At 34.8% G+C, this 22,874-nt stretch carries 20 protein-coding genes; 12 read left to right on the top strand and 8 right to left on the bottom strand.

Going from position 1 to position 22,874, the window contains the following annotated elements:
- The first annotated feature begins 92 nt into the window (after positions 1–92).
- The 3 genes from gndA to pgl are packed head-to-tail and all read left to right on the top strand — an operon-like array spanning position 93 to position 3,768.
- Positions 93–1,502, top strand: a complete 1,410-nt coding sequence (gene gndA / locus QMG60_RS14320) for an NADP-dependent phosphogluconate dehydrogenase (protein ID WP_281865366.1) — start codon at positions 93–95, stop codon at positions 1,500–1,502.
- A gap of 27 nt (positions 1,503–1,529) precedes the next feature.
- The gene (zwf, locus tag QMG60_RS14315) at positions 1,530–3,068 is read left to right on the top strand and encodes a glucose-6-phosphate dehydrogenase (RefSeq protein ID WP_057118277.1); all 1,539 of its coding nucleotides are present in this window, start codon (positions 1,530–1,532) and stop codon (positions 3,066–3,068) included.
- A complete protein-coding gene (gene pgl, locus QMG60_RS14310) occupies positions 3,052–3,768 on the top strand; it encodes a 6-phosphogluconolactonase (protein ID WP_281865365.1) in 717 nt (238 codons plus the stop codon). The genes zwf and pgl overlap by 17 nt, the downstream gene beginning before the upstream one ends.
- Before the next feature lie 476 nt (positions 3,769–4,244).
- On the opposite strand, the gene QMG60_RS14305 is transcribed toward pgl, so the two are convergent.
- The gene (locus tag QMG60_RS14305) at positions 4,245–4,607 is read right to left on the bottom strand and encodes a nuclear transport factor 2 family protein (protein ID WP_281865364.1); all 363 of its coding nucleotides are present in this window, start codon (positions 4,605–4,607) and stop codon (positions 4,245–4,247) included.
- 231 nt (positions 4,608–4,838) lie between these two features.
- Between QMG60_RS14305 and QMG60_RS14300 the strand changes: the two genes are divergently transcribed.
- The 7 genes from QMG60_RS14300 (at position 4,839) to QMG60_RS14270 (ending at position 13,234) form a co-directional block, all read left to right on the top strand.
- A complete protein-coding gene (locus QMG60_RS14300) occupies positions 4,839–5,198 on the top strand; it encodes a hypothetical protein (RefSeq protein WP_281865363.1) in 360 nt (119 codons plus the stop codon).
- A gap of 231 nt (positions 5,199–5,429) precedes the next feature.
- On the top strand, positions 5,430–6,521 hold the full coding sequence (locus QMG60_RS14295; protein ID WP_134141590.1) for an efflux RND transporter periplasmic adaptor subunit: 1,092 nt from the start codon (positions 5,430–5,432) through the stop codon (positions 6,519–6,521).
- 50 nt (positions 6,522–6,571) lie between these two features.
- Positions 6,572–9,694: an efflux RND transporter permease subunit gene (locus QMG60_RS14290; protein ID WP_281865362.1), complete on the top strand. Its 3,123-nt coding sequence runs from the start codon at positions 6,572–6,574 to the stop codon at positions 9,692–9,694.
- A 176-nt stretch (positions 9,695–9,870) separates the two neighbouring features.
- On the top strand, positions 9,871–11,367 hold the full coding sequence (locus tag QMG60_RS14285; RefSeq protein WP_281865361.1) for a TolC family protein: 1,497 nt from the start codon (positions 9,871–9,873) through the stop codon (positions 11,365–11,367).
- A gap of 154 nt (positions 11,368–11,521) precedes the next feature.
- On the top strand, positions 11,522–12,082 hold the full coding sequence (locus QMG60_RS14280; protein ID WP_281865360.1) for a Crp/Fnr family transcriptional regulator: 561 nt from the start codon (positions 11,522–11,524) through the stop codon (positions 12,080–12,082).
- 73 nt (positions 12,083–12,155) lie between these two features.
- A complete protein-coding gene (locus QMG60_RS14275) occupies positions 12,156–12,482 on the top strand; it encodes a multidrug efflux SMR transporter (RefSeq protein ID WP_113678520.1) in 327 nt (108 codons plus the stop codon).
- A gap of 305 nt (positions 12,483–12,787) precedes the next feature.
- Positions 12,788–13,234 (top strand): GNAT family N-acetyltransferase, encoded by a 447-nt coding sequence (locus QMG60_RS14270; RefSeq protein ID WP_281865359.1) that lies wholly within the window; start codon positions 12,788–12,790, stop codon positions 13,232–13,234.
- 4 nt (positions 13,235–13,238) lie between these two features.
- Here the strand turns inward: QMG60_RS14270 and QMG60_RS14265 are convergent, their stop codons facing one another.
- Entirely contained in the window at positions 13,239–14,102 is an 864-nt protein-coding gene (locus QMG60_RS14265; protein ID WP_057118293.1) for a LysR family transcriptional regulator, read from the bottom strand.
- Positions 14,103–14,165: 63 nt separating this feature from the next.
- Here QMG60_RS14265 and QMG60_RS14260 point away from each other — a divergent pair, with 63 nt between their 5' ends.
- Both QMG60_RS14260 and QMG60_RS14255 read left to right on the top strand, forming a co-directional pair.
- A complete protein-coding gene (locus QMG60_RS14260; RefSeq protein WP_281865358.1) occupies positions 14,166–14,684 on the top strand; it encodes a GNAT family N-acetyltransferase in 519 nt (172 codons plus the stop codon).
- A gap of 37 nt (positions 14,685–14,721) precedes the next feature.
- Positions 14,722–15,609, top strand: coding sequence for a DMT family transporter (locus QMG60_RS14255; protein ID WP_281865357.1), 888 nt, complete (start codon positions 14,722–14,724; stop codon positions 15,607–15,609).
- 150 nt (positions 15,610–15,759) lie between these two features.
- Here the strand turns inward: QMG60_RS14255 and QMG60_RS14250 are convergent, their stop codons facing one another.
- From QMG60_RS14250 to QMG60_RS14225, 6 genes are all read right to left on the bottom strand, one after another.
- Positions 15,760–18,036 (bottom strand): ATP-binding protein, encoded by a 2,277-nt coding sequence (locus QMG60_RS14250; protein WP_281865356.1) that lies wholly within the window; start codon positions 18,034–18,036, stop codon positions 15,760–15,762.
- Between the two features lie 4 nt (positions 18,037–18,040).
- On the bottom strand, positions 18,041–18,634 hold the full coding sequence (locus tag QMG60_RS14245) for a biliverdin-producing heme oxygenase (protein WP_281865355.1): 594 nt from the start codon (positions 18,632–18,634) through the stop codon (positions 18,041–18,043).
- A 338-nt stretch (positions 18,635–18,972) separates the two neighbouring features.
- Positions 18,973–20,403, bottom strand: coding sequence for a glycosyltransferase (locus tag QMG60_RS14240; RefSeq protein WP_057118297.1), 1,431 nt, complete (start codon positions 20,401–20,403; stop codon positions 18,973–18,975).
- 12 nt (positions 20,404–20,415) lie between these two features.
- A complete protein-coding gene (locus tag QMG60_RS14235; RefSeq protein ID WP_281865354.1) occupies positions 20,416–21,237 on the bottom strand; it encodes a hypothetical protein in 822 nt (273 codons plus the stop codon).
- 1 nt (position 21,238) lies between these two features.
- The gene (locus QMG60_RS14230; RefSeq protein ID WP_281865353.1) at positions 21,239–22,453 is read right to left on the bottom strand and encodes a YaiO family outer membrane beta-barrel protein; all 1,215 of its coding nucleotides are present in this window, start codon (positions 22,451–22,453) and stop codon (positions 21,239–21,241) included.
- The gene (locus tag QMG60_RS14225; protein ID WP_057118300.1) at positions 22,453–22,818 is read right to left on the bottom strand and encodes a response regulator transcription factor; all 366 of its coding nucleotides are present in this window, start codon (positions 22,816–22,818) and stop codon (positions 22,453–22,455) included. Before QMG60_RS14225 ends, QMG60_RS14230 begins: the two co-directional genes overlap by 1 nt.
- Positions 22,819–22,874 lie beyond the last annotated feature (56 nt).

Raw genomic sequence — 22,874 nt, 5'->3', positions numbered from 1 at the left:
TCTGCAAAGCATTGAATGAAAAAGAATTACCATACTTTCTCTTACTTTTTGCTGTAAAAACATCCTTCTAATAATTTAGTTAATTGAAAACTATGAACAAATTTGATTTTGGAATTGTAGGACTTGGCGTAATGGGTCGTAACCTACTTTTAAATATCGCAAGCCACAACTTTGCGGCTGCAGGTTTAGACTTAGATACCGAAAAAGTCAATTCTCTTCAACAAGAAGCCGATGCCGACCATACTATTGAAGCTACGACAGATGTTAAACATTTTGTAGGACTTATTCAGCAGCCAAGAGCGATTATGCTATTGGTCCCAGCTGGAAAACCAGTTGACAGTGCCATTGCAAGCTTACTTCCTCATTTAGATAAAGGAGATATTATAATTGATGGTGGAAACACTTATTTTACCGATACAGACCGAAGATTTTTAGAATTATCTGAAAAAGGTATTCACTTCTTCGGAATGGGAATTTCAGGCGGAGAAAAAGGCGCGAGATTTGGTCCTGCTATGATGCCTGGAGGAGATCAAAAAGCCTATGAAAGACTTCGCCCTATTTTTGAAGCCATTGCTGCAAAAGTGGATGGAGAACCTTGCGTAGAATATCTTGGAAATGGTTCTGCTGGAAACTACGTAAAAATGGTTCACAACGGAATTGAATACGGAATCATGCAATTGATCTCTGAGATTTATGACCTGATGAAAAGAGGTTATAATCTGGACGATACCACTATTCAGAAAACTTTTGAAGAATGGAACCAGACTCATGATCTTAAATCATATTTGATTGAAATTACAGCAAGCATCTTAAAACAAGAAGATGAGGATGGAAGTCTTTTAATCAATAAAATTTCAGATTGGGCTAAATCGAAAGGAACAGGAAAATGGACTTCGCAAAACGCAATGGATTTACAAGTTCCAGTTCCAACTATCGATGCTGCAGTTGTTATGCGCGATATGTCTAAAACAAAACCAGAAAGAATTGAAGCTTCTAAAAAACTAGTTTGGAATGGCGATGCATCTGAAGTAAACAGAAACGAAGCAATCGAAGCTTTAAAATCGGCTTTATACCTTTCCATTGTTGTAACTTATGCACAGGGATTAGCGCAGCTTTACACCGCTTCTAAAGAATATAACTACGGATTAAATTTAGAAACTGTTGCCAAAATATGGCGCGGTGGCTGTATCATTCGCGCTAACATCTTAGAAGATTTTAGAAAAGCGTATGTTACAAAAGCAGATTTACCAAACTTACTTTTAGATTCAGGAATTGCTTCTAAATTAAATGATAACCAAGCCGGAATGAGAGCTGTTATTCAATTTGCAGTTCAAAAAGGATTGCCCGTGGCAGGACTTATGAATTCGTTAGCTTATTTTGATGCTTACAGATCTGCAAATCTTCCAACAAACCTGATTCAGGCACAGCGTGATTATTTCGGAGCTCATACGTACGAACGTATTGACAAAGAAGGTGTATTCCACACACAATGGTCTGAATAAGAAATTAAAGCAACACAACTACACACAATGACTAAAAATAAACTAAAAAATCCAACAATCATTGTTATTTTTGGAGGAACCGGAGACTTGGCAAAGAGAAAGCTCTTCCCTGCTTTTCAAAATCTGTACCTTGACGGACGTTTGTCTGAGAAGTTTCAGATTATTGCCCTTGGAAGAGCAGAAAAATCGAATGAAGATTTTCGCAGTTATGTCTTAGAAAACCTAAATGCTTTTTCAAGAAAAAAAGGAATTTCTGATCCAGAAACTGAAAAATTTCTTTCTCATATCACTTACCACAGCCTTGATATTGACAAAGAAGAATCGTACATCGGATTGAACGAGAAAATCAACAATTTTGACCTTGCTTTTGGCGAACGTGCCAATCGTTTGTTTTATTTGTCGATTACACCTTCTTTTATCTCTACCATTTCTAGTAATATCAAGAAAATCGGCCTTGCTGCAAATTCGAAGCAGGATCGTATTATTATAGAAAAACCTTTTGGTTACGATAAAGCTTCTGCAATCGAATTGAATGAAATGCTTTCGCAGACTTTCAAAGAAGAACAGATTTATAGAATCGACCATTATTTAGGGAAAGAAACTGTGCAGAATATCTTGGCTTTCCGTTTTGGAAATTCAATGTTCGAACCTTTATGGAGCCGTAATTTTATCGATTTTGTTCAGATTACCGTAGCAGAAGAAGTCGGTGTTGAAGAACGCGGCGGATTTTACGAAGGAGTTGGCGCCTTAAAAGATATGATTCAGAACCATTTGCTTCAAATTTTATGTATGACGGCAATGGAAGCGCCTGCATCATTAGCAGCAGATGATATTCGTAATCGTAAAGCAGATGTTTTAAAATCGATTCGTCGTATTAAACCAGAAGAAGTTGACCACTATATTGTTAGAGGTCAGTACGATGCTGGAACTATCAACGGAAAACCAGTTCCAGGATATCGTCAGGATAAAGGAATTGCACCAGATTCTAATACAGAAACTTACGTAGCAATGAAAATTTATCTGGACAACTGGAGATGGCAAGGAATTCCGTTTTACTTACGTTCTGGAAAAAGAATGGAAGAAAAACAATCCTCTATTATTATCCAGTTTAAACCAGTGCCACATTCTGCATTTTCTTATGGAAAAGAAGGCATGACACCAAACCGACTGATTATCAATATTCAGCCGGCAATGGATATTAAATTACAGTTTATGACCAAAAAACCAGGTTTATCTCTGGCTTTAAGACCTGCCGAAATGGTTTTTGATTATTTCGCCTGCTCTACAATGTCACCCGAAGCTTATGAAACGTTGCTAGCAGATGCTTTGGCAGGAGATCCTACCCTATTTATGCGTTGGGATCAGGTAGAAGAAGCTTGGGATGCCATTGATACAATCCAGCAAGTATGGAAAACAACTGCGCCAACCAATTTCCCAAATTACAAAGCAGGAAGCTGGGGACCAGAGGAAGCAGACGAACTACTGGCACGTCAAGGACACAAATGGATTCCGAACACACAAAACGTTAAAAAAGAAGAAGAAGTTTTAAATGATACAGATATATAATACAACAGAAGAAATTAATACTACTGCAGCTGATCTTTTTGCAGATGCTGCAGAAAAAGCCATTGCTGCAAAAGGTAAGTTTACAGCAGTTCTTACGGGAGGTTCTTCTCCTGCAGGAATCTATAAATTATTAGCTTCTGACGCTTACAAAAACAAAATAGACTGGAGCAAAGTTTATATTTTTTGGGGCGACGAACGCTGGGTACCTTTAAACGACGATCTTAGCAATGCTAAAATGTCTTACTCGACATTATTAAGCCACGTTCCTATTCCGCAGGAAAACATTTTTGAAATGTACAAAGACGGCGTTACGCCAGAAGAGTATGCTGCAACATACGAACAGACTATTAAAAAGGTTTTAGGCGAAGAAGGAAAATTTGACCTGATTTTATTAGGTATGGGAGATGACGGCCACACCGCTTCTCTTTTCCCAGGTGAAGCCGTTCTAGAAGAGCAAACCAAATGGGTTGATGCTTATTATTTAGCTCCTCAAAAAATGTATCGCATCACGCTTACAGCTCCGTTAATTAATAAAGCGGAAAAAATTGTGGTGGTGGCTTTTGGAGAAAAGAAAATCAACGCTTTGAAAGAAGTGACAACTGGAGAATACAATCCAACATTATATCCAATGCAATTGATTAAACCAGTTTCTGGTGAGTTATTGTTTTTGGTGGATAAAGTTGCTGCTGGAACGAATTAAGAAATTGTTTCTACAATATTTAGAAGGTTTATGCTGAAAAGTATAAACCTTTTTTTTTTCTTTTTTTAAACGCAGATTTTACTGATCGAGGCAGATTACTGATCGAAAACTTTGGCATAATCTAATTTCAAAATCTCTTTTAATAATCTTTTGACAAAAATCATTCTTAATAATAGATCTTCTTTAGTTTTCGAACTTATTTTAAAATCTTACGATTTCTAATAGGAAAATTAGCTAAATACTAGCTCCAATATTAATATTACAATTAAAAGTGTAACACCCAGAAAAATAAAACCCAAAGAAGTCCAATACAACTTCAAATTAATATAATCTTTAAAATATTCTGAATTATTATCTCTTTTAATTCCCGTCTTTGGCTTGCCTTTGTCTTTATATCTAATGACATATATAGCAGCGCCAATGACTATCATTGCAAGCAGTATTAAAATTATTTGCGTCATTAAACTCATTTACAACTAATCTTCTTGAACCAACTCAATATCCATAGTCTTAATCAAGCCATCCTCAAAAGTATAAACATGCTTAACTAGACCATCAAAAATCAAATTACCTTGCAGGTCTTTTACATTTTGCTGTACTAAAACTTCTAAACTGTCATTTTCCCTTTCAGCAAAACCAACTGGATCTACTTTCGGATTAATTTCTGCCCATTGTCTTGTCCAATATTGTCTAATTTCGTCGTGTCCACTAATATAGCCACCTTCCCAAGCCTTTGACCATTTTACATCTTCCTGCATTGTCGATAGGCAGTTGTCTATATTTCTTTCGTTAAAAGCATGATACGCTCTTCTAATTACATCTTGGAATTGATTTGACATTTTATACGTTTTAAAGTGGTCAACTAATATAGCAATTCTAACTTATTAAAATAAATACCGACAAAAATTTAAAACCCTAAAAATCAACTTCAATTATTATCAAATTTTTAATTCTTATGGTTTTTAGAAAAATTTTAAGAATCCTTACTTTTCAAATTGCTATATTTGGCGCACTTTCAACAACTATAAGCCTAGTTTTTGAGTAACAAATATAATCCTGCTGTGCTGTAAATGAAACCTATTAAGTTCATATATATCGTTTTACTTTCGCTGCTTTCTTTCTTTAGAGGCACCGAAACGTATCAGCAGCCTGTACATTTTAGCAGCTGTATCACTCATGACAGTGTTACCGCAGATGATACACTCTTTAATTCTTCGGATTATTCTTCTTCTAAAAATTTAGAAGTTCATTATAAACTCAAAAAGAAAATAAAATCCAGAGCTACTACTTTAGAACAAAGTACAATCAAAGCTCCTTATTTTAGTAATCTAATAAACTTCAAGCTTTACAAAAAGAGCTTAATTTATGGTATAGCTTCAATCTACCAAGTTCAAAGGCATACTTATCTTCATTTGTATCAGTTATTCTAGGACTCCAAATTTGGTTGTTTTTATATTTTAGATTTTTCTGAAACGATTTTTCATGTGCCTATATGGCGTATGAGTATCATTGTTATAAAAACATTTTTTCTAAGAACGGTGCTTCTATCCAAAAAGGAAGTAATCCGAAAACATCTCTAATTTCAATATTTACATAGATTTCAAACTTCCTTTTCTTGCATTGGGGAGCCTATATTTTTATTTAATTTTTAAAACCTAATCATGAATATTTATAAAAATCCATTCCTTTTATTCACCTTATCATTGTTCGTTTTAGTCTCGTGTGGTGATAAAGCAAAAAAGAATTCCGAAAACATTAAAACACTTCCTGTATACAAAGTCACCTTAAAAGACACTATAGTTTCGAGCAAATTTGTTGCCGATGTACATGCTAAAAACAATGTAGAAATCCACGTTAGAATTCCTGGTTTACTAGAAAAAGTTTATGTAAGCGAAGGACAAAAAGTTAAAAAAGGACAAATCTTATTTAAAATAAGCGATGTCGAACTTCAAATTCAGCTGCTGAAAGCCGAAGCTGTTTTCAAAAGCGCAAAAGCCGATTTAAGAATCGCAACCGTAGAATTAGAACAAGCACAAACTCTTTTTAATAAAAAAGTAATTGCCGACAAAGAATTAGAATTATCTAAAGCAAAACATGAAGCGGCTTCTGCGAAATTAGCCCACGCTGCCGCAGAAAGAAAAGCAATTAACCAGCAGATTAGTTTTACGACAATCCGTGCGCCGTTTGACGGAACTGTAGATAGAATTCCGTTTAAAGAAGGAAGTTTAGTAGAAAATGGTTCATTATTGACTACCGTTTCTCAGCTGGATGACGTTTACGCTTATTTTTCAATTCCTGAAAATACATATTTCCAAATGATGGAAGACAAAACCCTTAATACACAAGGAGATATAAAACTTGTCTTGCCAAACGGAATGGTTTACGATCAAAAAGGAGAATTAAGAACTGCCGACGGAGAAATCGACAGACAAACGGGTTCTATTCAATATAAAGCCAAATTTCACAATCCGCAGGGATTTATCAAACACGGAACTTCGGGTAAACTGATTATTTCAGAACCAAAAACCAATGCAATTTTAATTCCGCAGAAAGCTGTTTTTTCGATTCAGGACAAACAATATGTATTTCTGGTAAAAAAAGATGGAGTAGTTAAAATGACCAATGTTACAATTGGAAGTACTCTAGATGATGTTTACATCCTAAATGATGGTCTAAAAAATGACGACCTGATTGTACAGGAAGGTACGCAATCATTGAGAGACGGCGATAAAATCAACATCAAACAAATGTAGGTTATCGACTTGTAAAACAGTTATTTAATTATTGATCTAAAAAAAATATAATGATAGAGTTATTTATCAAAAGAAAAATATTGTCATTAATCATCTCGGTTATGATAGTTCTTTTGGGATTACTGGCTTTGTTCCAGCTTCCCATTACCCAATTCCCAGATATTGTACCGCCTTCTGTAACCGTAACAGCCAAATATACAGGAGCAAACGCAGAGGTTTCTGCCAACGCCGTCGCCCTTCCGCTCGAAAGAGCCATAAATGGTGTGCCGGGAATGACGTATATGTCGACCGTAACTTCTAATGACGGTTTAACCTTAATTCAGGTTTTCTTCGAAGTTGGAACCGATCCCGATTTAGCGGCTGTAAACGTGCAGAACCGTGTAACAACTATATTGGATGAACTTCCCGAAGAGGTAATTCGTGCGGGTGTTACAACCGAAAAAGAGGTGAACAGTATGCTGATGTACTTGAACATTACGAGTACAGACAAAACTCAGGATGAGCAGTTTATCTTCAACTTTACAGATATTAATATCCTGCAGGAATTAAAACGTATTGATGGTGTCGGACGTGCCGAAATTATGGGGCAAAAAGAATATTCTATGCGTGTCTGGCTGGATCCGCAAAAGATGCTTTCTTATAATATTTCGGCAAATGAGGTAATCAGTTCACTTCAAAAACAAAACATTTCTGCTGCACCTGGTAAAGTGGGCGAAGGATCTGGACAGCTTGATAATCAGTTACAATACGTAATTAAATATGGAGGGAAATTCTTTGAACCGAAACAATACGAAGAAATTGCGCTAAGAGCCAATCCAGATGGAACAATCTTAAGATTAAAAGATATTTCGAATATAGAATTTGGTTCGATGAGTTACGGAATGGTTTCTAAAACCGACGGAAAACCTTCGGCATCCATCATGTTGAAACAACGTCCGGGTTCTAACGCTTCTGAAGTTATTGCGAGCGTAAAAGAAAAAATGACTGAATTAAAAGGAACTTCTTTCCCTCCGGGAATGGAATTTAATATTGCCTATGACGTTTCCCGTTTTCTTGATGCTTCTATTCATGAAGTTTTAAGAACTTTGATCGAAGCCTTTCTTTTAGTAGCCTTTGTAGTTTTTATTTTCCTGCAAGATTGGAGATCTACTTTAATTCCAGTATTGGCAGTACCTGTCGCGCTTATTGGTTCGTTTACTTTTATGTCGATGATGGGATTCTCGATCAACTTACTGACTCTTTTTGCTTTGGTACTTTCCATCGGAATTGTAGTCGATAACGCTATTGTCGTCGTCGAGGCCGTTCACGTCAAAATTTCCGAAGAACATATGGCACCGCTTGAAGCCACCATAAGTGCCATGAAAGAAATTACAGGTGCCGTAATTGCTATTACAATTGTTATGGCTGCTGTATTTATTCCCGTTGCATTTTTGAGCGGTCCGGTTGGGGTTTTCTACAGGCAGTTCTCTTTGACAATGGCAATTAGTATTGTCATTTCTGGAATTAACGCCCTTACCCTTACTCCTGCCCTTTGTGCGATTATGCTAAAAGCGCATGATCCGAATAAAGAAAAGAAATCATTATTAGATCGTTTTTTCCATAGATTCAATAATTGGTTTGATAATGTAACTTCAAAATATATTAAAGTATTAGTAAAGTTTGCCGACAGAACTTCGGTTACTGTTGGTTTACTGGTTCTTTTCTGTCTTTTTACTTGGGGAACAAGCAAATTTTTACCGTCAGGATTTATTCCGTCTGAAGATCAGGGAATGGTTTACGTAAGTGTTACAACACCCCAGGGTGCAACTGTAGAACGTACCGAAAAAGTATTGGATGAAGTAACTAAAGCGGCCAAAGGAATTCAAGGCGTCGATAACGTAACTACACTTGCAGGATACAGCATCGTGACTGAAATTGCCGGAGCTTCTTACGGCATGGGAATGATCAACCTAAAAGACTGGAGCGATCGTGATATTTCTGTAAATGAATTTATTGCGCTTCTCAGCGAAAAAACAAAAGGCATTTCTGATGCACAGATTGAAATATTTGCACCGCCAACCGTTCCTGGTTTTGGTAATACCAGCGGCTTCGAACTTCGATTACTGGATAAATCCGGCGGAAGCATTACGAATACGGATGAAGTGACGAAAAACTTTATTAAAGAATTAAATGCTTCGCCAGAAATACAAAACTCTTTTACCAGTTTTGACGCCACTTTCCCGCAGTATTTAATTCATATTGATTACGATCAGGCGGCTAAAAAAGGAATTTCAGTAGACAATGCAATGGCAACCTTGCAGACGATGTTAGGTTCTTTTTATGCGACCAATTTTATCCGTTTTTCTCAAATGTATAAAGTAATGGTACAGGCAAGTCCGCAGTTTAGAAAAAATCCTGAAAGTATTTTGGATATGTACCTAAAAAATGATGCTGGCGAAATGGTACCGTTCTCCACTTTTATCAAATTAGAAAGAGTTTACGGTCCAGAAGTACTTACACGATATAATATGTACATGTCGGCAATGATTAACGGAGAACCTGCAGAAGGCTTCAGTTCTGGAGAAGCAATTGCTGCCGTAGAAAAAATCGCTGCAGAAAAACTCCCAAGCCGTTTTGAACTGGAATGGTCTGGTATGACGCGTGAAGAAATTTTATCAGGAAACCAAACCATTTACATTTTTGCGCTTTGTATACTATTCGTATACTTATTATTGGCCGCACAATACGAAAGTTTACTGCTTCCGTTTCCTGTATTATTAAGTCTTCCTGTGGGAGTTTTTGGTTCTTATCTTGCCCTTTTGATGGTTGGATTAGACAATAACATTTACGCGCAGGTAGCACTCGTCATGCTGATTGGTCTGCTCGCCAAAAATGCGATTCTAATTGTAGAATTTGCAATGGCACAAAACAAAATAGGAAGAGATATTACAGAAGCCGCGATTGAAGGTGCCAGACTTCGTTTCAGACCAATTTTGATGACTTCTTTTGCTTTTATTTCAGGATTGATTCCGCTGTGTATTGCTTCTGGTGCAGGTGCTGTGGGGAACCGTTCTATCGGAACTGCGGCTGCAGGCGGTATGTTAATTGGAACTTTGTTTGGTCTGGTAATTATTCCAGGACTTTACATTTTGTTTGCCAAACTTGAAAAAGCAATGAATAAATCTAAAGCATAATTTTTTTTAAACACATAGATTCATAGAATTTAGAAATCATAAAAAGGCGTTTCACTTTTTTTAAAGTCACATAGCCATGTGTTAGAAACTAGTTTTTTTCAATCCCTTTTCTAAAAAAAACTATGTTTCTATGTGTTGAATCAATTACGCTGCAGATTAAACAAATAAATTAAACAATGAAAGAGATATTAAATCAATATAAAAATGCTAATACGCAGTTTTTAAGGACAACCAAAAGTGCGGTTATAATAACTGGAGTTTTACTTTTAACGGCATGTTCTGCGCCAAAAGTCAGTGATAAATTGACTGCTGCAAAACTTCCTGAGAATTTTGACGCGAAGAGAAAAGACAGTATAAATAATACTTCGCCTTTTATTCCATTAAAAACGGAAACCTTTTTTAAAGATCCAAAATTAGAGCAGTTACTAAAAAAAGCAATCGCTCAAAATCCGGATTATTTAATTATGCAGGAAAGGATATTGATTGCCAATTCGCATTTAAAAGTGGCAAAATTAGCCCTTCTCCCTTCTTTAGATCTAGTCGCAGATGCTTCTGGAACGCGTTATGGAAAATATACAATGGATGGAGTTGGTAATTTTGATACCAATTTTTCACAAAATATCAGCGACAAGCAAAGAATTAATGAAGACCTTACTCCTAACCTTTTTCTAGGCGGAAAAGTTTCGTGGGAAGCTGATATTTGGGGAAAACTGAGCAACCGTAAGAAAGCAGCACAGCAAAGATATTTTGCTTCTCAGGCAGGAATGCGATTATTGCAGACCCGCCTTTTAAGCGACGTCGCCGATTTGTATTTCAAGCTTATTGCCTTAGACAAACAAGCTGCGATTTACGATAAAAACCTCACAACCCAAGAAAGAGCACTTGATATAGTTTCGGCTCAAAGATCGGTTGGAAAAGCTACGGAATTAGCTGTACAGCAGTTTAATGCGCAAAATAATAACATCCATGCCCAAGCTTCGGAATTGAAATTAAGCATCGACCAAACCGAAAAAGCTTTGTTGACGCTTTTGGGTGAATACGGCGGAAAAATCGATCGAAGCAGTGACTTTTTATCCGGACATTTAGAAGTTTTAAACCAAAAAATAAGTGTAGATTCTATTATTCATAAAAGACCAGACGTTGCCGAAGCATACTTCGAATTATTAGCCAGCAACGCCGATGCAAAATCCGCACGTGCTGCCTTTTTCCCAACCTTAAATTTAGGCGGCTATGCAGGTTTCAATTCATTTTCTTTTAATACATTTTTTGATGCTGGATCTTTTGCCTGGCAGATATTAGGCGGTTTAACAGCTCCTGTTTTCAATAAAGCACAAATTAAACAGGAATTTTACGTTTCTAACCGAAGACAGGAAATTTCGTTTCTTCAATATCAAAATACAATCACAACTGCTTTCAACGAATTGAGCGCTTTATTGCATAGAAATGAAGCTTTTGAAGATGTTTTGAAATACAAATTGAAAGAAATCGATCATCTTGAAATTGCTGTAAACGTTTCTAACGATTTGTATTTAAGCGGTTATGCCAATTATCTCGAAATCATTAATGCGCAGAAAAACAAACTGCAGGCAGAACTTGATTTTGTTGACATTCAATTGCGAAATGCCAATTCTCAAGTATTATTGTACAAAGCTTTAGGCGGAGGAATTAATTAGTTTATATATTGGTCAAAAACTGCTCTTTTTTTAGCTCATCAAGAATACAGTTTTATATCCCATTTGTTCGGCAGATGGGATTTTTTTTTTGAAGGAAATTTTCTGTTCGTTGTTACAACTACTATCTTTATTCTAAATTACTAAAAAAGCAACAATGGATATTGCCCATATTCTTGATCATATTTACAAACTTCCCGAGCATTCTAAACTGGCTTTAGAAAATAATGTCCGAGAAATGACTTTTCCTAAAGGTCATATTTTACTGAAAGCCAATAAAATAGAATCAAATATTTATTTTATAAAAAAAGGATTGGTCAGAGCATTTATTGAAAGGGATAATGAAGTAACTTTTTGGTTTGGAAAAGAAGGCGAAACCGTAATTTCAATGAAAAGTTATGTCGAAGAACAGCCTGGATATGAAACGATTGAACTTCTGGAGGACTGCGAATTGTACGAATTAAAGACAGAAAACCTTAGAAACCTCTTTAACGAAGATGTCCATATTGCGAACTGGGGACGAAAATTTGCTGAAAAAGAATTAATAAAAACAGAAGAACGTTTGATTTCCAAACAATTCAAAAATGCATCAGAACGTTATCTCGAACTCATGAAAGATCATCCGGAACTGCTTCAAAGAGTACAATTAGGACATATTGCTTCTTATCTGGGCATTACGCAAGTCAGTTTAAGCCGAATAAGAGCGGAATTAAAATAAATTTATTTTTTATCATTTGTTAAATTTTTTCTGAACTTCATAAAGGAACTTTGCACCACAAAATTTTAACGATATGAACTGGATTATTTTAATCATTGCAGGCTTATTTGAAGTAGCTTTTGCAGCTTGTCTGGGAAAGGCAAAAGAAACTACAGGAACAGAAATGTACTATTGGTATATTGGATTTTTTATTTCCTTAACCCTGAGCATGCTTTTGCTGATGAAAGCCACAGAAACACTTCCGCTTGGAACTGCGTATGCGGTATGGACAGGAATTGGCGCAGTTGGAACGGTACTAGTCGGTATTTTTGTTTTTAAAGAACCTGCAGCTTTCTGGAGATTATTCTTTTTGGCAACTTTAGTAGGTTCTATTGTTGGTTTAAAAGCGGTTTCTCACTAAAAAAATATTATACGAATTGGATACAACTTTGTCAAAGTTTCGAACTTTGACAAAGTTTTTTTGTTTTAAACACATAGGAATTACCCCAATCTTCTCATTTCGTTCCTCGGAATGACAAACTGTTCGTAAAGCTTTAAAATACAGCCCAAAGTTTCCATTTTAGTTTTGTGTTTTCAGCTTGGAATTTGGGATTTAAAATTTTGGAATTTAAAAAACTAATGCATTTTCAGCATCACATGATAAAAAAATAGCATTTTATATCATTAGTCTTCCCTTTATCTTTGTCAAATAAAGCATCATAAAACATGAAATTTAGCCATACCATTAAATCATTTGAGGAATTCACCAATCAGGAACTATATCAAATGTTACGTTTACGGAGTGAAGTTTTTGTTGTCGAACAAAACTGTCCTTATTTAGATTTAGACAATAAAGACCAAAAGAGTTTTCATCTTTTATATTATGTAAATGAACAATTAGCGGGCTGTACACGTTTACTCCCTGCAGGTTTATCATATGACGAAATAGCAATTGGAAGAGTTGTGATTGACAAAACACATCGTGGATTGGGTTTAGGAGTAAAAATTATGGAAGCTTCGATTGCAGGCTGTCAGGAAAAATTTGGCGAAGGCCCAATTCGAATCAGCGCTCAATATCATTTGTCGAAATTTTACCAATCAGTTGGATTTGTTGAGCAAGGCGAAGTTTATGATGAAGACGGAATTCCGCATATCGAGATGCTCCGAGCTTAATAAATTACGGTAGAATCAGCTTTAAAACATTGGCTAATACAGGATTATGATCTTCGGTTCTCCAATTGATATACAAATCAGTTTCTAAAGGAAGTTTTATAAATCGAATACCAGAAATTTCATGGAAAAGATAAGAATCTGGAAGAATTGCAATTCCGAGTCCTTTTCGAACCAAGGCAATAATTGCAGAACCGAATTCAGAATGAAGATATACTTCTGGTGCATTTTCAAAAGAATTGAATAATCGTTGTATTAAATCGCTGTAACTGCTGCCTTCATCGTTAGTTGGCAATATGAACTTTTGAGAAGCAAGTGTTTCTTTGGTAAGATCTTCGACAGTTTGATACGGATGGTTTTCAGGAACTACAATCGCCAAATTATCGGTATGGATTTTTTCTGATCGAATATCACGCGAATTATTAATATCTCTGGTAATAGCCAAATCGATTTTATAATTTTGGAGATATTCCTGCTGATTTTCATACAGAACTTGGACCAATTTGATTTTTAGTTTTGGAAAAGCATTCGAAATACGGGACAAAATATCAGGCATAAGCGAAGCCGAAATAGAATCGGGATGCGAAATAGTAATAGTACCGCTCTCGCCTAACTGAATCTGGCGTGCCGACTGATGAATAAATTCGAGTTTACTCATTTCGACTTCCCATTTTTCTTTTAAAAACTGGCCGGCTGCTGTGAGTTTAACATTGCGTTTGTTACGTTCAAACAACTGAACGCCGAGCTGATTTTCGAGAGACTGAATCTGACGGCTCAACGCAGATTGGGTAATATTCATTTTGCCGGCGGTATTCCAAAAATGAAGTTCGCGTGATAAAGCTAGAAAATATTTAATTTGCTGTAAGTCCATTGATGCAATTTACGCATTTATTAAAAACAAAAAACAGGTTTTAATGCATTAAAGAATAAAATAATGAGCACACTAGAAATAAAAAAAGCAACTGTTAAAGATTTAGAAGCTCTTCAATTAATTGGAAGACAAACTTTTTCAGAAACTTTCGCAGAGGTAAACAGCGAAGAAAATATGATTAAATATTTGGAAGAAAGTTTTGCCGACGAAAAATTAACTGCTGAACTCAATCATCCAGATTCCCACTTTTACTTAGCCGAACTTGACAACAAAATTATTGGCTACTTAAAATTAAATACCGGCGATGCACAAACCGAAAAACAAGATCTCAACGCTCTTGAAATAGAACGCATTTACGTCGCAAAAGAATTTCATGGTAAAAAAGTTGCACAGGCACTGTATGCTCAGGCTTTACAAACTGCTGCCGAACTCAAAGCTGGATATATTTGGCTTGGCGTTTGGGAAAATAATCTTAGGGCAGTTAGCTTTTATACTAAAAATGGTTTTATTCAGTTTGATACTCATATTTTCAAATTGGGCGACGACGAACAAACTGATTTATTGATGAAGAAAGTTTTATAAATCAATTAAAAAGGCAATTTTTACGAATTATAACTTAATGGAAAGAAAACAATTTTTACTGATTTTACTAATCATTGGCACTGCATTTTGGGGTATCTCCTATTCAGTTACTAAAATGGCAATTGGAGATTATTCTCCTAACACTTTTTTGTTTTATCGTTTCCTTTTGGCTGTTATAGTTTTAACTATTATTTTTTGGAAATACGTTAGAAAAACAAATTTAGAAGCTGTTAAAACAGGTGCAATTTTAGCTTTTCCAATGTTTTTAGGAATTCAGCTTCAAACAGTTGGACTTAAATACAGCGATGCTTCGCAATGTTCTTTTATCGCTGGATTAACCGTTATCATCATTCCGTTAATGAAACTGGCGGTCTATAAAACCAATGCATCCTTAAAAATATGGATTGCAGCCCTAACTGCTTTAGCTGGTTTATTTATTATAGCCATACAAGATAAATTTACAATAAATATAGGCGATCTATTTACAATCGCGGGTGCTTTTGCTTTTGCGGTTTATTTGATTACTGTCGAAAAACATTCGGTTTTAAAGAATTTGCTGTATTCGATTGTTCCCATGTTTGCATTTTGCGCGCTGTTTACTTTTTGTCTGGCTATTACAGATTCTCAAGCGGTTTGGTTTCCAAAAAACGATACGTTTTGGCTTGGTGTTGTTTATTGTGCGCTTTTTTCTACTGCTTATATGTATACCGTTTCGAATATTTCTCAGCGTTATTTATCTGCAGAACGTGTCGCGGTAATCTATTTATTTGAACCTGTTTTTGGTGCAATTGGCGCTTTTTTTATCTTGGGAGAAAATCTTTCTTGGCGTCTGCTATTGGGAGGAACTCTCATTTTTGCCGCAACTATAATTTCTGAAGTAAATTTTAAAAGCTCCAAGCTTAAAATTTTGGCTAAGAAAGATTAGAAAAATCTACACATAAAAATGGTTCTCGAAGATTTAGCAGATTAGGAAGATTTATTCTCATTTGATCTGCGTAATCTGTGAGATTTACGAGAAAAACAGTCAAAAAAAAACTCTTATTTTAATTTCTAAATAAGAGTTTTTTTTTATCCATTATATAGGTAAAAGTGTATCTTCTGGGTCACATGGAAAATAAATAACTATATCAGTTCCTTCGCCAGGTTTTCCTTCTGCATGAATATCACCTCCAACGGCCTGCATGATTTTTTTACATAATGCCAGACCAACACCTGAGCCAGTATAATGTTCCTGAGTATGAAGTCTTGTAAAAACCTTAAAAATAGATTCGGCATATTTTTGCTCAAAACCAATTCCGTTATCAGAAAATCGGACCCAATGACAATACACTTTATACTTGTCATGTATGATTACAGGTTCTTGAGAAGCTGTTATTTTAATTTTTGGCTGTCTTTCAACTGAAGCGTATTTTAATGAATTCTGAAGAATATTAATAAATAATTGTCTCATTAAAAATCCAATAGCATGAATTTTTGGAAGATTTTCAGACTCAATTACTGCATTACTTTCTAAAAGTACTTCAGACATTTCTTTAATTGTAGATTCTAAAATTTCATTTAAATCTACTTCATGAAGAGTATCCCTGGTGTTTTTTATTCGGGTATATTTTAAAATATCTTCCAATAAACCGCTCATTCTATTGGCAGATTTCGAAACACGTTGTAGGGAATTTGAAATTGAATCGGTTGAAATAACATCCAATTCAGATAACATTTTTGAGGTTATAAGCTGAATTTTACGCAATGGTTCCTGCAAATCATGCGTACTGATCCAGTTAATATTTTCGAGTTCTGAATTTGTTTCTTTTAATATTTCGCTTTGACTGCGATATTTTTCCTCTTCTTCACTCAACATAATCAAAATAAGCTGATTGTGCAAGGCGTGTGCATATTGAATAGCAGCATTAATTTCATACTGCTTCCACACACTGCTTTTATTTTTGACAATCTGTTTCCAGATATTGAATGAATTTCTAGGATGAAGTCCGTTGCTGTCTTTAACAATGCTTTTTTCAGGATCACCACCCCAATTAATTTCAGAAATAGTTTCGGGTCTGTACCAAATTATGTGATCATTATTTCCAAGAGAATGATAGATAATTCCAGCAAAATTTGAATTTTGAGCTAGTTCCGGGAAATCATCGCTGATTTTGTGAGTGGTAAATATTTCGTTGGAAAACTTAGCATTTATACCTTCAATCAGCTCCGTAATTTGTTCATCAGAAGGAACTATTCCACTTTTATAGATTTTTCCTCTAGATATAATAGAAACACCAGCTGCATTACAAAGTTCTAGTAATTGCGGTGCCTCACTAATTATTTCTAATGATTCTTGTTTAATCGGAAGATCAATACTTGTTAATTGCTCCAACGCTAAAATTGATTTGTGAGCATTTATATTCTCATCATTAGATTGGCGTATATCGATTTGTGAGGTAATAAATTGTCCTTGAAGTTTTGCAGCAAGTCTAATTTCGGGTGAAATATTTTTTTCTGAATAATGATGGCAGGCAATTAATCCCCACAATCTGTCATGATGGATAAGCGAAATTGTTAATGTTGCACCAACGCCCATATTTTTTAAATATTCTACGTGAATTGGCGACGTACTTCTTAATATCGAAAGACTTAAATCAAGATTTTTATTTTCTTTATCATCTACCGTGTAGATTGGAACTGGCTCATAATTAATATCAACAATTAATCTCAGCTGATTTTTAATATACAATTCCCTTGCCTGAGCTGGAATATCGGTATGTGGATAATGGAGTCCTAAAAAAGGTTCTAGGTCTTCCCTGCAGCTTTCGGCAAAGACTTCCCCATTATATTCTTCATCAAAACGATAAATCATTACACGATCGTAACCTGTAATTTCACGTGTTCCCTGAGCCACTAATGCACACAGATCTTTAAGTGACTTGGTGTTGTTCATCTGCGTTACAAACTGAATCGTTTGTGTGTAGACGTCCGCCAATTTTTCTTTATCTGGAAACTGTGGTTCAGCTTCTAAAACATAAATATCATAACTTTTGTGGATACTAATTTGAAATAATTTTCCTAAAAGGCTTATTTCGAGCGGAAAAACATCTTGAATTTTATCTTCATTGATATACTCTAACAGCTGTTTTTCTGCTTCGGTACCAAAAACACTTTTAAAGTCTTTTCCTAATACCTCAGTATGAAGTAAATTTAAATATGCAGCAATATTCTCTGTACAAAAATCTATTTTCCAATTGGAAGTAACGCCAATTAAAAAACCGTGAGGCTGAATTTTACCTGGTATATGTATCGGTTCATGCTCACAATTGGTCAACGTAACAATATCCCGATTAACTATATCTTTAATCTTCATTCTTTTATCTGCTCTCAAAGTGATTATAAATACTATCAAAAGCAAATACAGCTCCTTCTATTATAGCATCTCCACAATTATTCTGTTGTTCGTATTCTGATAGAAAGTTGAGGAAAGATTTCCAAAAACTTCCTGTTTTATCTCCGTAACCATTAAAATAAGAAACACCCTTATCTCCAGAAAGTTGCGGTACTTGTGAAACATTTTTTAAAATAAATCTACCGCCAAGCGTAGAACCTTCAACCACATAAAAAATTCCAAGAGCAAAAGGAACTGAAATGTTTTCAGTTTTAAAAACTTTCTCAGAGTTACTCAAATCATAGTTTAGAAAAGCAAGATCAGCCTCAATAAGTTGTTTTTTTCTTCTTTGTTCCAAATCACCTAAAAGTCCAGAAAATAATGGGTAAACCGTTTGTTCAGTATCAGCATGAACATCATGCATTAAATTTAGATATTTAGCATATTCCTCAATTTTCATATCTGATGACATAATTGACATGGAAACAGGAAGTTCTTCTAATTTTTTATGTGAGTCAGCAGTCTTTGTTTTCAAATCATTAAGAAAACTTGAGGCTACTGCAGTTGAATTTGTATTCATTATTTTACTATTACTTATTGGGAGGAATCTATGGCGAGTCTCTCTACAAATTTAGAAAAAAAACATTAGTAATAATTTTAAAAATAAACGTTTGTAAGATCAATGTATTATTTTTTACTATTCTGCGATCAAACAAATTTCAAAAACAGTTTTTTCCTTTTCATTTTTGTAGAGAATATAGCCTCCATGGGCTTCTATAATGTTTTTAGATAAAGTTAAACCTATCCCCGCACCTTCTTTTCTAGTGGTAAAACAATCGCATCAACCATTCACCATCAACAATTAACAATTAACAATCAACAATCAACTATTAACAATCAACTATTAACAATCAACCATTATTTCTTAGTAAATCCTTTTCGTGTCATTTCTCCCCAGCCTTTCGTTCCCATAATTTTTTCTTTATAACCCACTAAAGCTGCATAAACAGTAAGTGGATGAAAATACAACGGTTCAATAAAAGCCGCCATAAGAAGCTTAAAGAAATCAATTTGTTTGGGATATTTATGATACGTTCGTTCTTCACTGTACAAAGCAATTACTGAAAAGAAAACAGCAAATGAATACACAAATAACAAAAGCAAAAAGAAAAAATGCCAGTTTAGAAGACCAAATATTATAAAGAAAAGAGTTATTATAAGACCAATAAACTCAATTGCAGGAGCTAAAAACTCAAACAAAGTCCAATATGGTACGCTTAACATTCCTAATAATTTGTATTTAGGATTCAAAAACATTCTTTTGTGAATACTAAGTGTTTCGATTGTTCCTCTCATCCATCGGCTGCGCTGTTTTTTGAAAATCTTAAAATCTTCTGGAGCTTCTGTCCAGCAAAGCGGATCTGGGATATAACTCACCGCATACGGAAGTTTGTTCTCCAGCATATAACGGCGCATTCTTACAATGAGTTCCATATCTTCCCCAACCGTTTTTGTGCTATAGCCTCCACACATTATGGCTACTTCTTTATCAAATGCACCAAATGCTCCGCTTATAAGCAGTAAACCGTCCAATCTTCCCCATGCCATTCTACCTAACAGAAAGGCCCTTAAATATTCTAAAACCTGAATTCTTGGCAGCATACGGTCTGGAATATTAACCTCAACCAATCGTCCGTTTTTAATTATGCACTGATTGGCAATTCGAACAACACCGCCTGTGGCGATAATACGTTTTCCGTGTGATTCTAAAAATGGTTTTGCCAGTTTTAAAAGCGAATCTTTATCGAGAATACAATCAACATCTATACAAACTACATAAGGGTTTTCGGCAATATTAAGTCCAACGTTTAGAGCATCGGCTTTACCTCCATTCTCTTTGTCGACAACTATTAATTTTTTATAAGCCGCGTTTCTTGAAGTGTAAATTCCTTTGATTTTTTTAGTTTCAATTTGCGGATGAATATCTAATTCAGTCAAAACAAGATCATAGGTTTTGATCAGGATTTCCATTGAATTGTCCTTACTTCCGTCATTCACTAAAATTACTTGATAATGATTATAATTAAGAGAAAGGAGTGATTTTACATTTTCTTCAATAGTTAAACCTTCATTGTATGCAGGAGCAATCAGCGAAAGTTTTGGTGCAAATTCACTGGTAAGAAGCACTTCATAATCAACAAAACTATTTTTCTTAAGGTAACTTCGCAGTTCTTTTGTAGAAAGATAAGCGAGTAACAAATAAGAAGACATGATTAATATGGCATAACCCAGTATAAGAAGTATGTATACATCCAAAAACCATATTATTTCAGTAGTAAAAAAAGTCATTTTCTTATAAAGTTAAACGGTTAATGTCTGTAGAATACTTTGCGCTTCGTATTTTATTACTGTGTTTGGAGCTTTTGCAGCCAATTGCGCTACAAACGGAATTTTCTGTGTCAGTTTTAATTCTTTTATCAGTTTTAACCCCAGCGTAATAACAGTTGTATTCTGAGATTCTAATAAAAGCTCAATTCCTTTTGTATCTCCTATATCGTGTTTTTTAAACGCTGCGATAATGTTCAGCTGAGTCCAATCATCAATAGGATCTGAATGTTCGACAAGATATACAACGCTTTTTGTGCCCGCAAGTCTAATACAGGCGTTTATGGCAGTAATTTTTAAAGTTTTATTTCGAGCTTTTGAATAACTTATGATTTCATCAAAAGCTTCTGTAATATTAAACTCTGCCAGTTCTGTGATTCCTTTGCATTTTACTTCCCATTTTAGACTTTTAAGTTTTCTAAAAGAGCCTTTTATCAAATTAGAATCTTTATAAAATTGTTCAAGCTTTTGTGCATAAATACCTTCGTAATTCTTATGCAGATTTATAATTGATTCTGTCAATACTTCCTTGAAAAATGAAGTATCAAAAAGCACTAAAAAGTTTTTATTTTCTTTGATGCTTGAAAATGAAACATCGTTAAAGATTACTGATGTCATCAATTGATCAATCTCTGCACTATATTCTTTTCTAAGTCTTTCTCTTTTAATTTTCTTATTTCGGCTTGCTACAATTAACAAGTACAAAATAAATGAAACGCAAACAAATGCGTAAATAGAAAAAGTAAGGAAAGGTATTTCCCAGCTGCCGTTTTTATATAGTTCCCAGATATCTGTCATATTAAAAACGTTTAGTTACAATTAACTGAACATTATACCTGTTTCTGTATTCTCCTGGAATATATTCTTCGCGCTCATACAGGAAAATAGGACGCACAAAGAAAGATTCGCCAAAACGATGCTGATATTGTATTCCTGCTCTGTAAGCTTTTAAAGGCTGGGTAAAACTATTATAGAGATATAAATACGGAACATTTCCGTATTGTAATTCAAATCTTATCAAACGTTCTTTTTCTTCATTTACTTTCTGCAAGCTCAAAACATGAGAAAACAACTCGTTTGAAGTATCATAATACGGTCTGTATGCCACAGTATAAGTTCCAGCCGTATACGCAATTTGTCCCGTTAGTAAAGTGATATCATCTGTATCAAAATGCATGAATCTGGCTCCCAGCGAATAATCAAACTTTTTATGCGGAGCAAAATAATATTCTAAACCTGCTTTTGCGACAGGAAATATTGTTTCGCCTGTAGAAATTCCACCATTTGCATATAAATAACTTTTGTTGGAGAAAGTCTGATAATAATCGGCTTCGAACAACATTTGTGTATCGTCATTAATATGCCCCACATTGGCACGGCCGACAATGGCAGATTTGCTGAATTTATGTGAATATTCTACATAACCATAATGAAATGGCGACTGTCCTGGTTCTGAAGTTGAAATATTCAAGTAAGAAGCAGAAACGGTATTTTTTGCTTTGCGTCCTATCAGTGTACGTATTCCACTGAATGCCTGAGTGCTGTTATCGATAAAAGATGCTTTTTCTATTAAATCTAATGCTTCTTGGTCACGATTGAGTTTCTCTAAACAAGTGGCTTTTATCTTTAAAACATCAATGGATTTTGGATCAATTACAAGATATTTATCGCAGTAAGTAATACACTTTTCATAATCTTCAGACCAAAAATAAATATTAATAATAGCCTGCAGTGCTTCTGGATTTGGATTAACTCTGTCTGTCATTGGAGACAAAATTTTTACTGCTGTTTTATAATCTTTTTTCCAGCTGTAAATACGTCCGGTGTAGACTTGAATATCTTCATTTTCTGGAAACTTATTCCGCAAAGGTTCAATGAGTGACAATGCTTTATCGTAGTTTTCTTTTTCTACTTCTCGTTTTACATTTGCCAAAGTCTCGTCTACATTGACTTCCTGCCCAATTGCAATGGACGAAAAAAAGAGTATAAAAATGGAGTAATAGATAAACTTCATTAGAAACGTTTGTTTAGTAATTTATTAATCCTTACCAAAAGTACAGCCGGACTGACTGGTTTGGCAATAAATTCATTGGCGCCTATATCGAAAGAATCTAATTCGGTTTGTTCTACACCCGAAGAAGTAAGTATGATTATGGGAACATCGGAGTTAATGCTTTCTCTAACATATTGCGTGATTTCCATTCCGCTTTTTCCGGGCATGTTTATATCTGTCAGAATTAGATCGTAATGATTGGCCTCTATTGCCTCCAATGCATCTTTTCCATCTGAAAATTGGTCAACACTAAATCCTTTAGATTCTAAGAAAAAAGATAATGATTTGCGTAGGATGTCATTATCTTCTGCTAAAATAATTCTCATTTTTTTTATATTTATCTTTGGGGCAAACTTTATATTATGACATCATAATTGTAAAG

This window comes from Flavobacterium sp. GSB-24 (assembly GCF_027924665.1).
Lineage (GTDB): Bacteria > Bacteroidota > Bacteroidia > Flavobacteriales > Flavobacteriaceae > Flavobacterium.
This window is presented reverse-complemented; position numbering and strand designations above follow the sequence as displayed.

What these genes read in the sequence shown, in the direction of transcription:
- QMG60_RS14260 (WP_281865358.1), top strand. Translation starts at nt 14,166, where the DNA reads ATGAGCACACTAGAAATAAAAAAAGCAACTGTTAAAGATTTAGAAGCT.
- QMG60_RS14290 (WP_281865362.1), top strand. Translation starts at nt 6,572, where the DNA reads ATGATAGAGTTATTTATCAAAAGAAAAATATTGTCATTAATCATCTCG.
- zwf (WP_057118277.1), top strand. Translation starts at nt 1,530, where the DNA reads ATGACTAAAAATAAACTAAAAAATCCAACAATCATTGTTATTTTTGGA.
- pgl (WP_281865365.1), top strand. Translation starts at nt 3,052, where the DNA reads ATGATACAGATATATAATACAACAGAAGAAATTAATACTACTGCAGCT.
- QMG60_RS14275 (WP_113678520.1), top strand. Translation starts at nt 12,156, where the DNA reads ATGAACTGGATTATTTTAATCATTGCAGGCTTATTTGAAGTAGCTTTT.
- QMG60_RS14300 (WP_281865363.1), top strand. Translation starts at nt 4,839, where the DNA reads ATGAAACCTATTAAGTTCATATATATCGTTTTACTTTCGCTGCTTTCT.
- QMG60_RS14245 (WP_281865355.1), bottom strand. Translation starts at nt 18,634, where the DNA reads ATGAATACAAATTCAACTGCAGTAGCCTCAAGTTTTCTTAATGATTTG.
- QMG60_RS14225 (WP_057118300.1), bottom strand. Translation starts at nt 22,818, where the DNA reads ATGAGAATTATTTTAGCAGAAGATAATGACATCCTACGCAAATCATTA.
- QMG60_RS14240 (WP_057118297.1), bottom strand. Translation starts at nt 20,403, where the DNA reads ATGACTTTTTTTACTACTGAAATAATATGGTTTTTGGATGTATACATA.
- QMG60_RS14270 (WP_281865359.1), top strand. Translation starts at nt 12,788, where the DNA reads ATGAAATTTAGCCATACCATTAAATCATTTGAGGAATTCACCAATCAG.
- QMG60_RS14255 (WP_281865357.1), top strand. Translation starts at nt 14,722, where the DNA reads ATGGAAAGAAAACAATTTTTACTGATTTTACTAATCATTGGCACTGCA.
- QMG60_RS14250 (WP_281865356.1), bottom strand. Translation starts at nt 18,036, where the DNA reads ATGAAGATTAAAGATATAGTTAATCGGGATATTGTTACGTTGACCAAT.
- QMG60_RS14235 (WP_281865354.1), bottom strand. Translation starts at nt 21,237, where the DNA reads ATGACAGATATCTGGGAACTATATAAAAACGGCAGCTGGGAAATACCT.
- gndA (WP_281865366.1), top strand. Translation starts at nt 93, where the DNA reads ATGAACAAATTTGATTTTGGAATTGTAGGACTTGGCGTAATGGGTCGT.
- QMG60_RS14285 (WP_281865361.1), top strand. Translation starts at nt 9,871, where the DNA reads ATGAAAGAGATATTAAATCAATATAAAAATGCTAATACGCAGTTTTTA.
- QMG60_RS14305 (WP_281865364.1), bottom strand. Translation starts at nt 4,607, where the DNA reads ATGTCAAATCAATTCCAAGATGTAATTAGAAGAGCGTATCATGCTTTT.
- QMG60_RS14295 (WP_134141590.1), top strand. Translation starts at nt 5,430, where the DNA reads ATGAATATTTATAAAAATCCATTCCTTTTATTCACCTTATCATTGTTC.
- QMG60_RS14280 (WP_281865360.1), top strand. Translation starts at nt 11,522, where the DNA reads ATGGATATTGCCCATATTCTTGATCATATTTACAAACTTCCCGAGCAT.
- QMG60_RS14230 (WP_281865353.1), bottom strand. Translation starts at nt 22,453, where the DNA reads ATGAAGTTTATCTATTACTCCATTTTTATACTCTTTTTTTCGTCCATT.
- QMG60_RS14265 (WP_057118293.1), bottom strand. Translation starts at nt 14,102, where the DNA reads ATGGACTTACAGCAAATTAAATATTTTCTAGCTTTATCACGCGAACTT.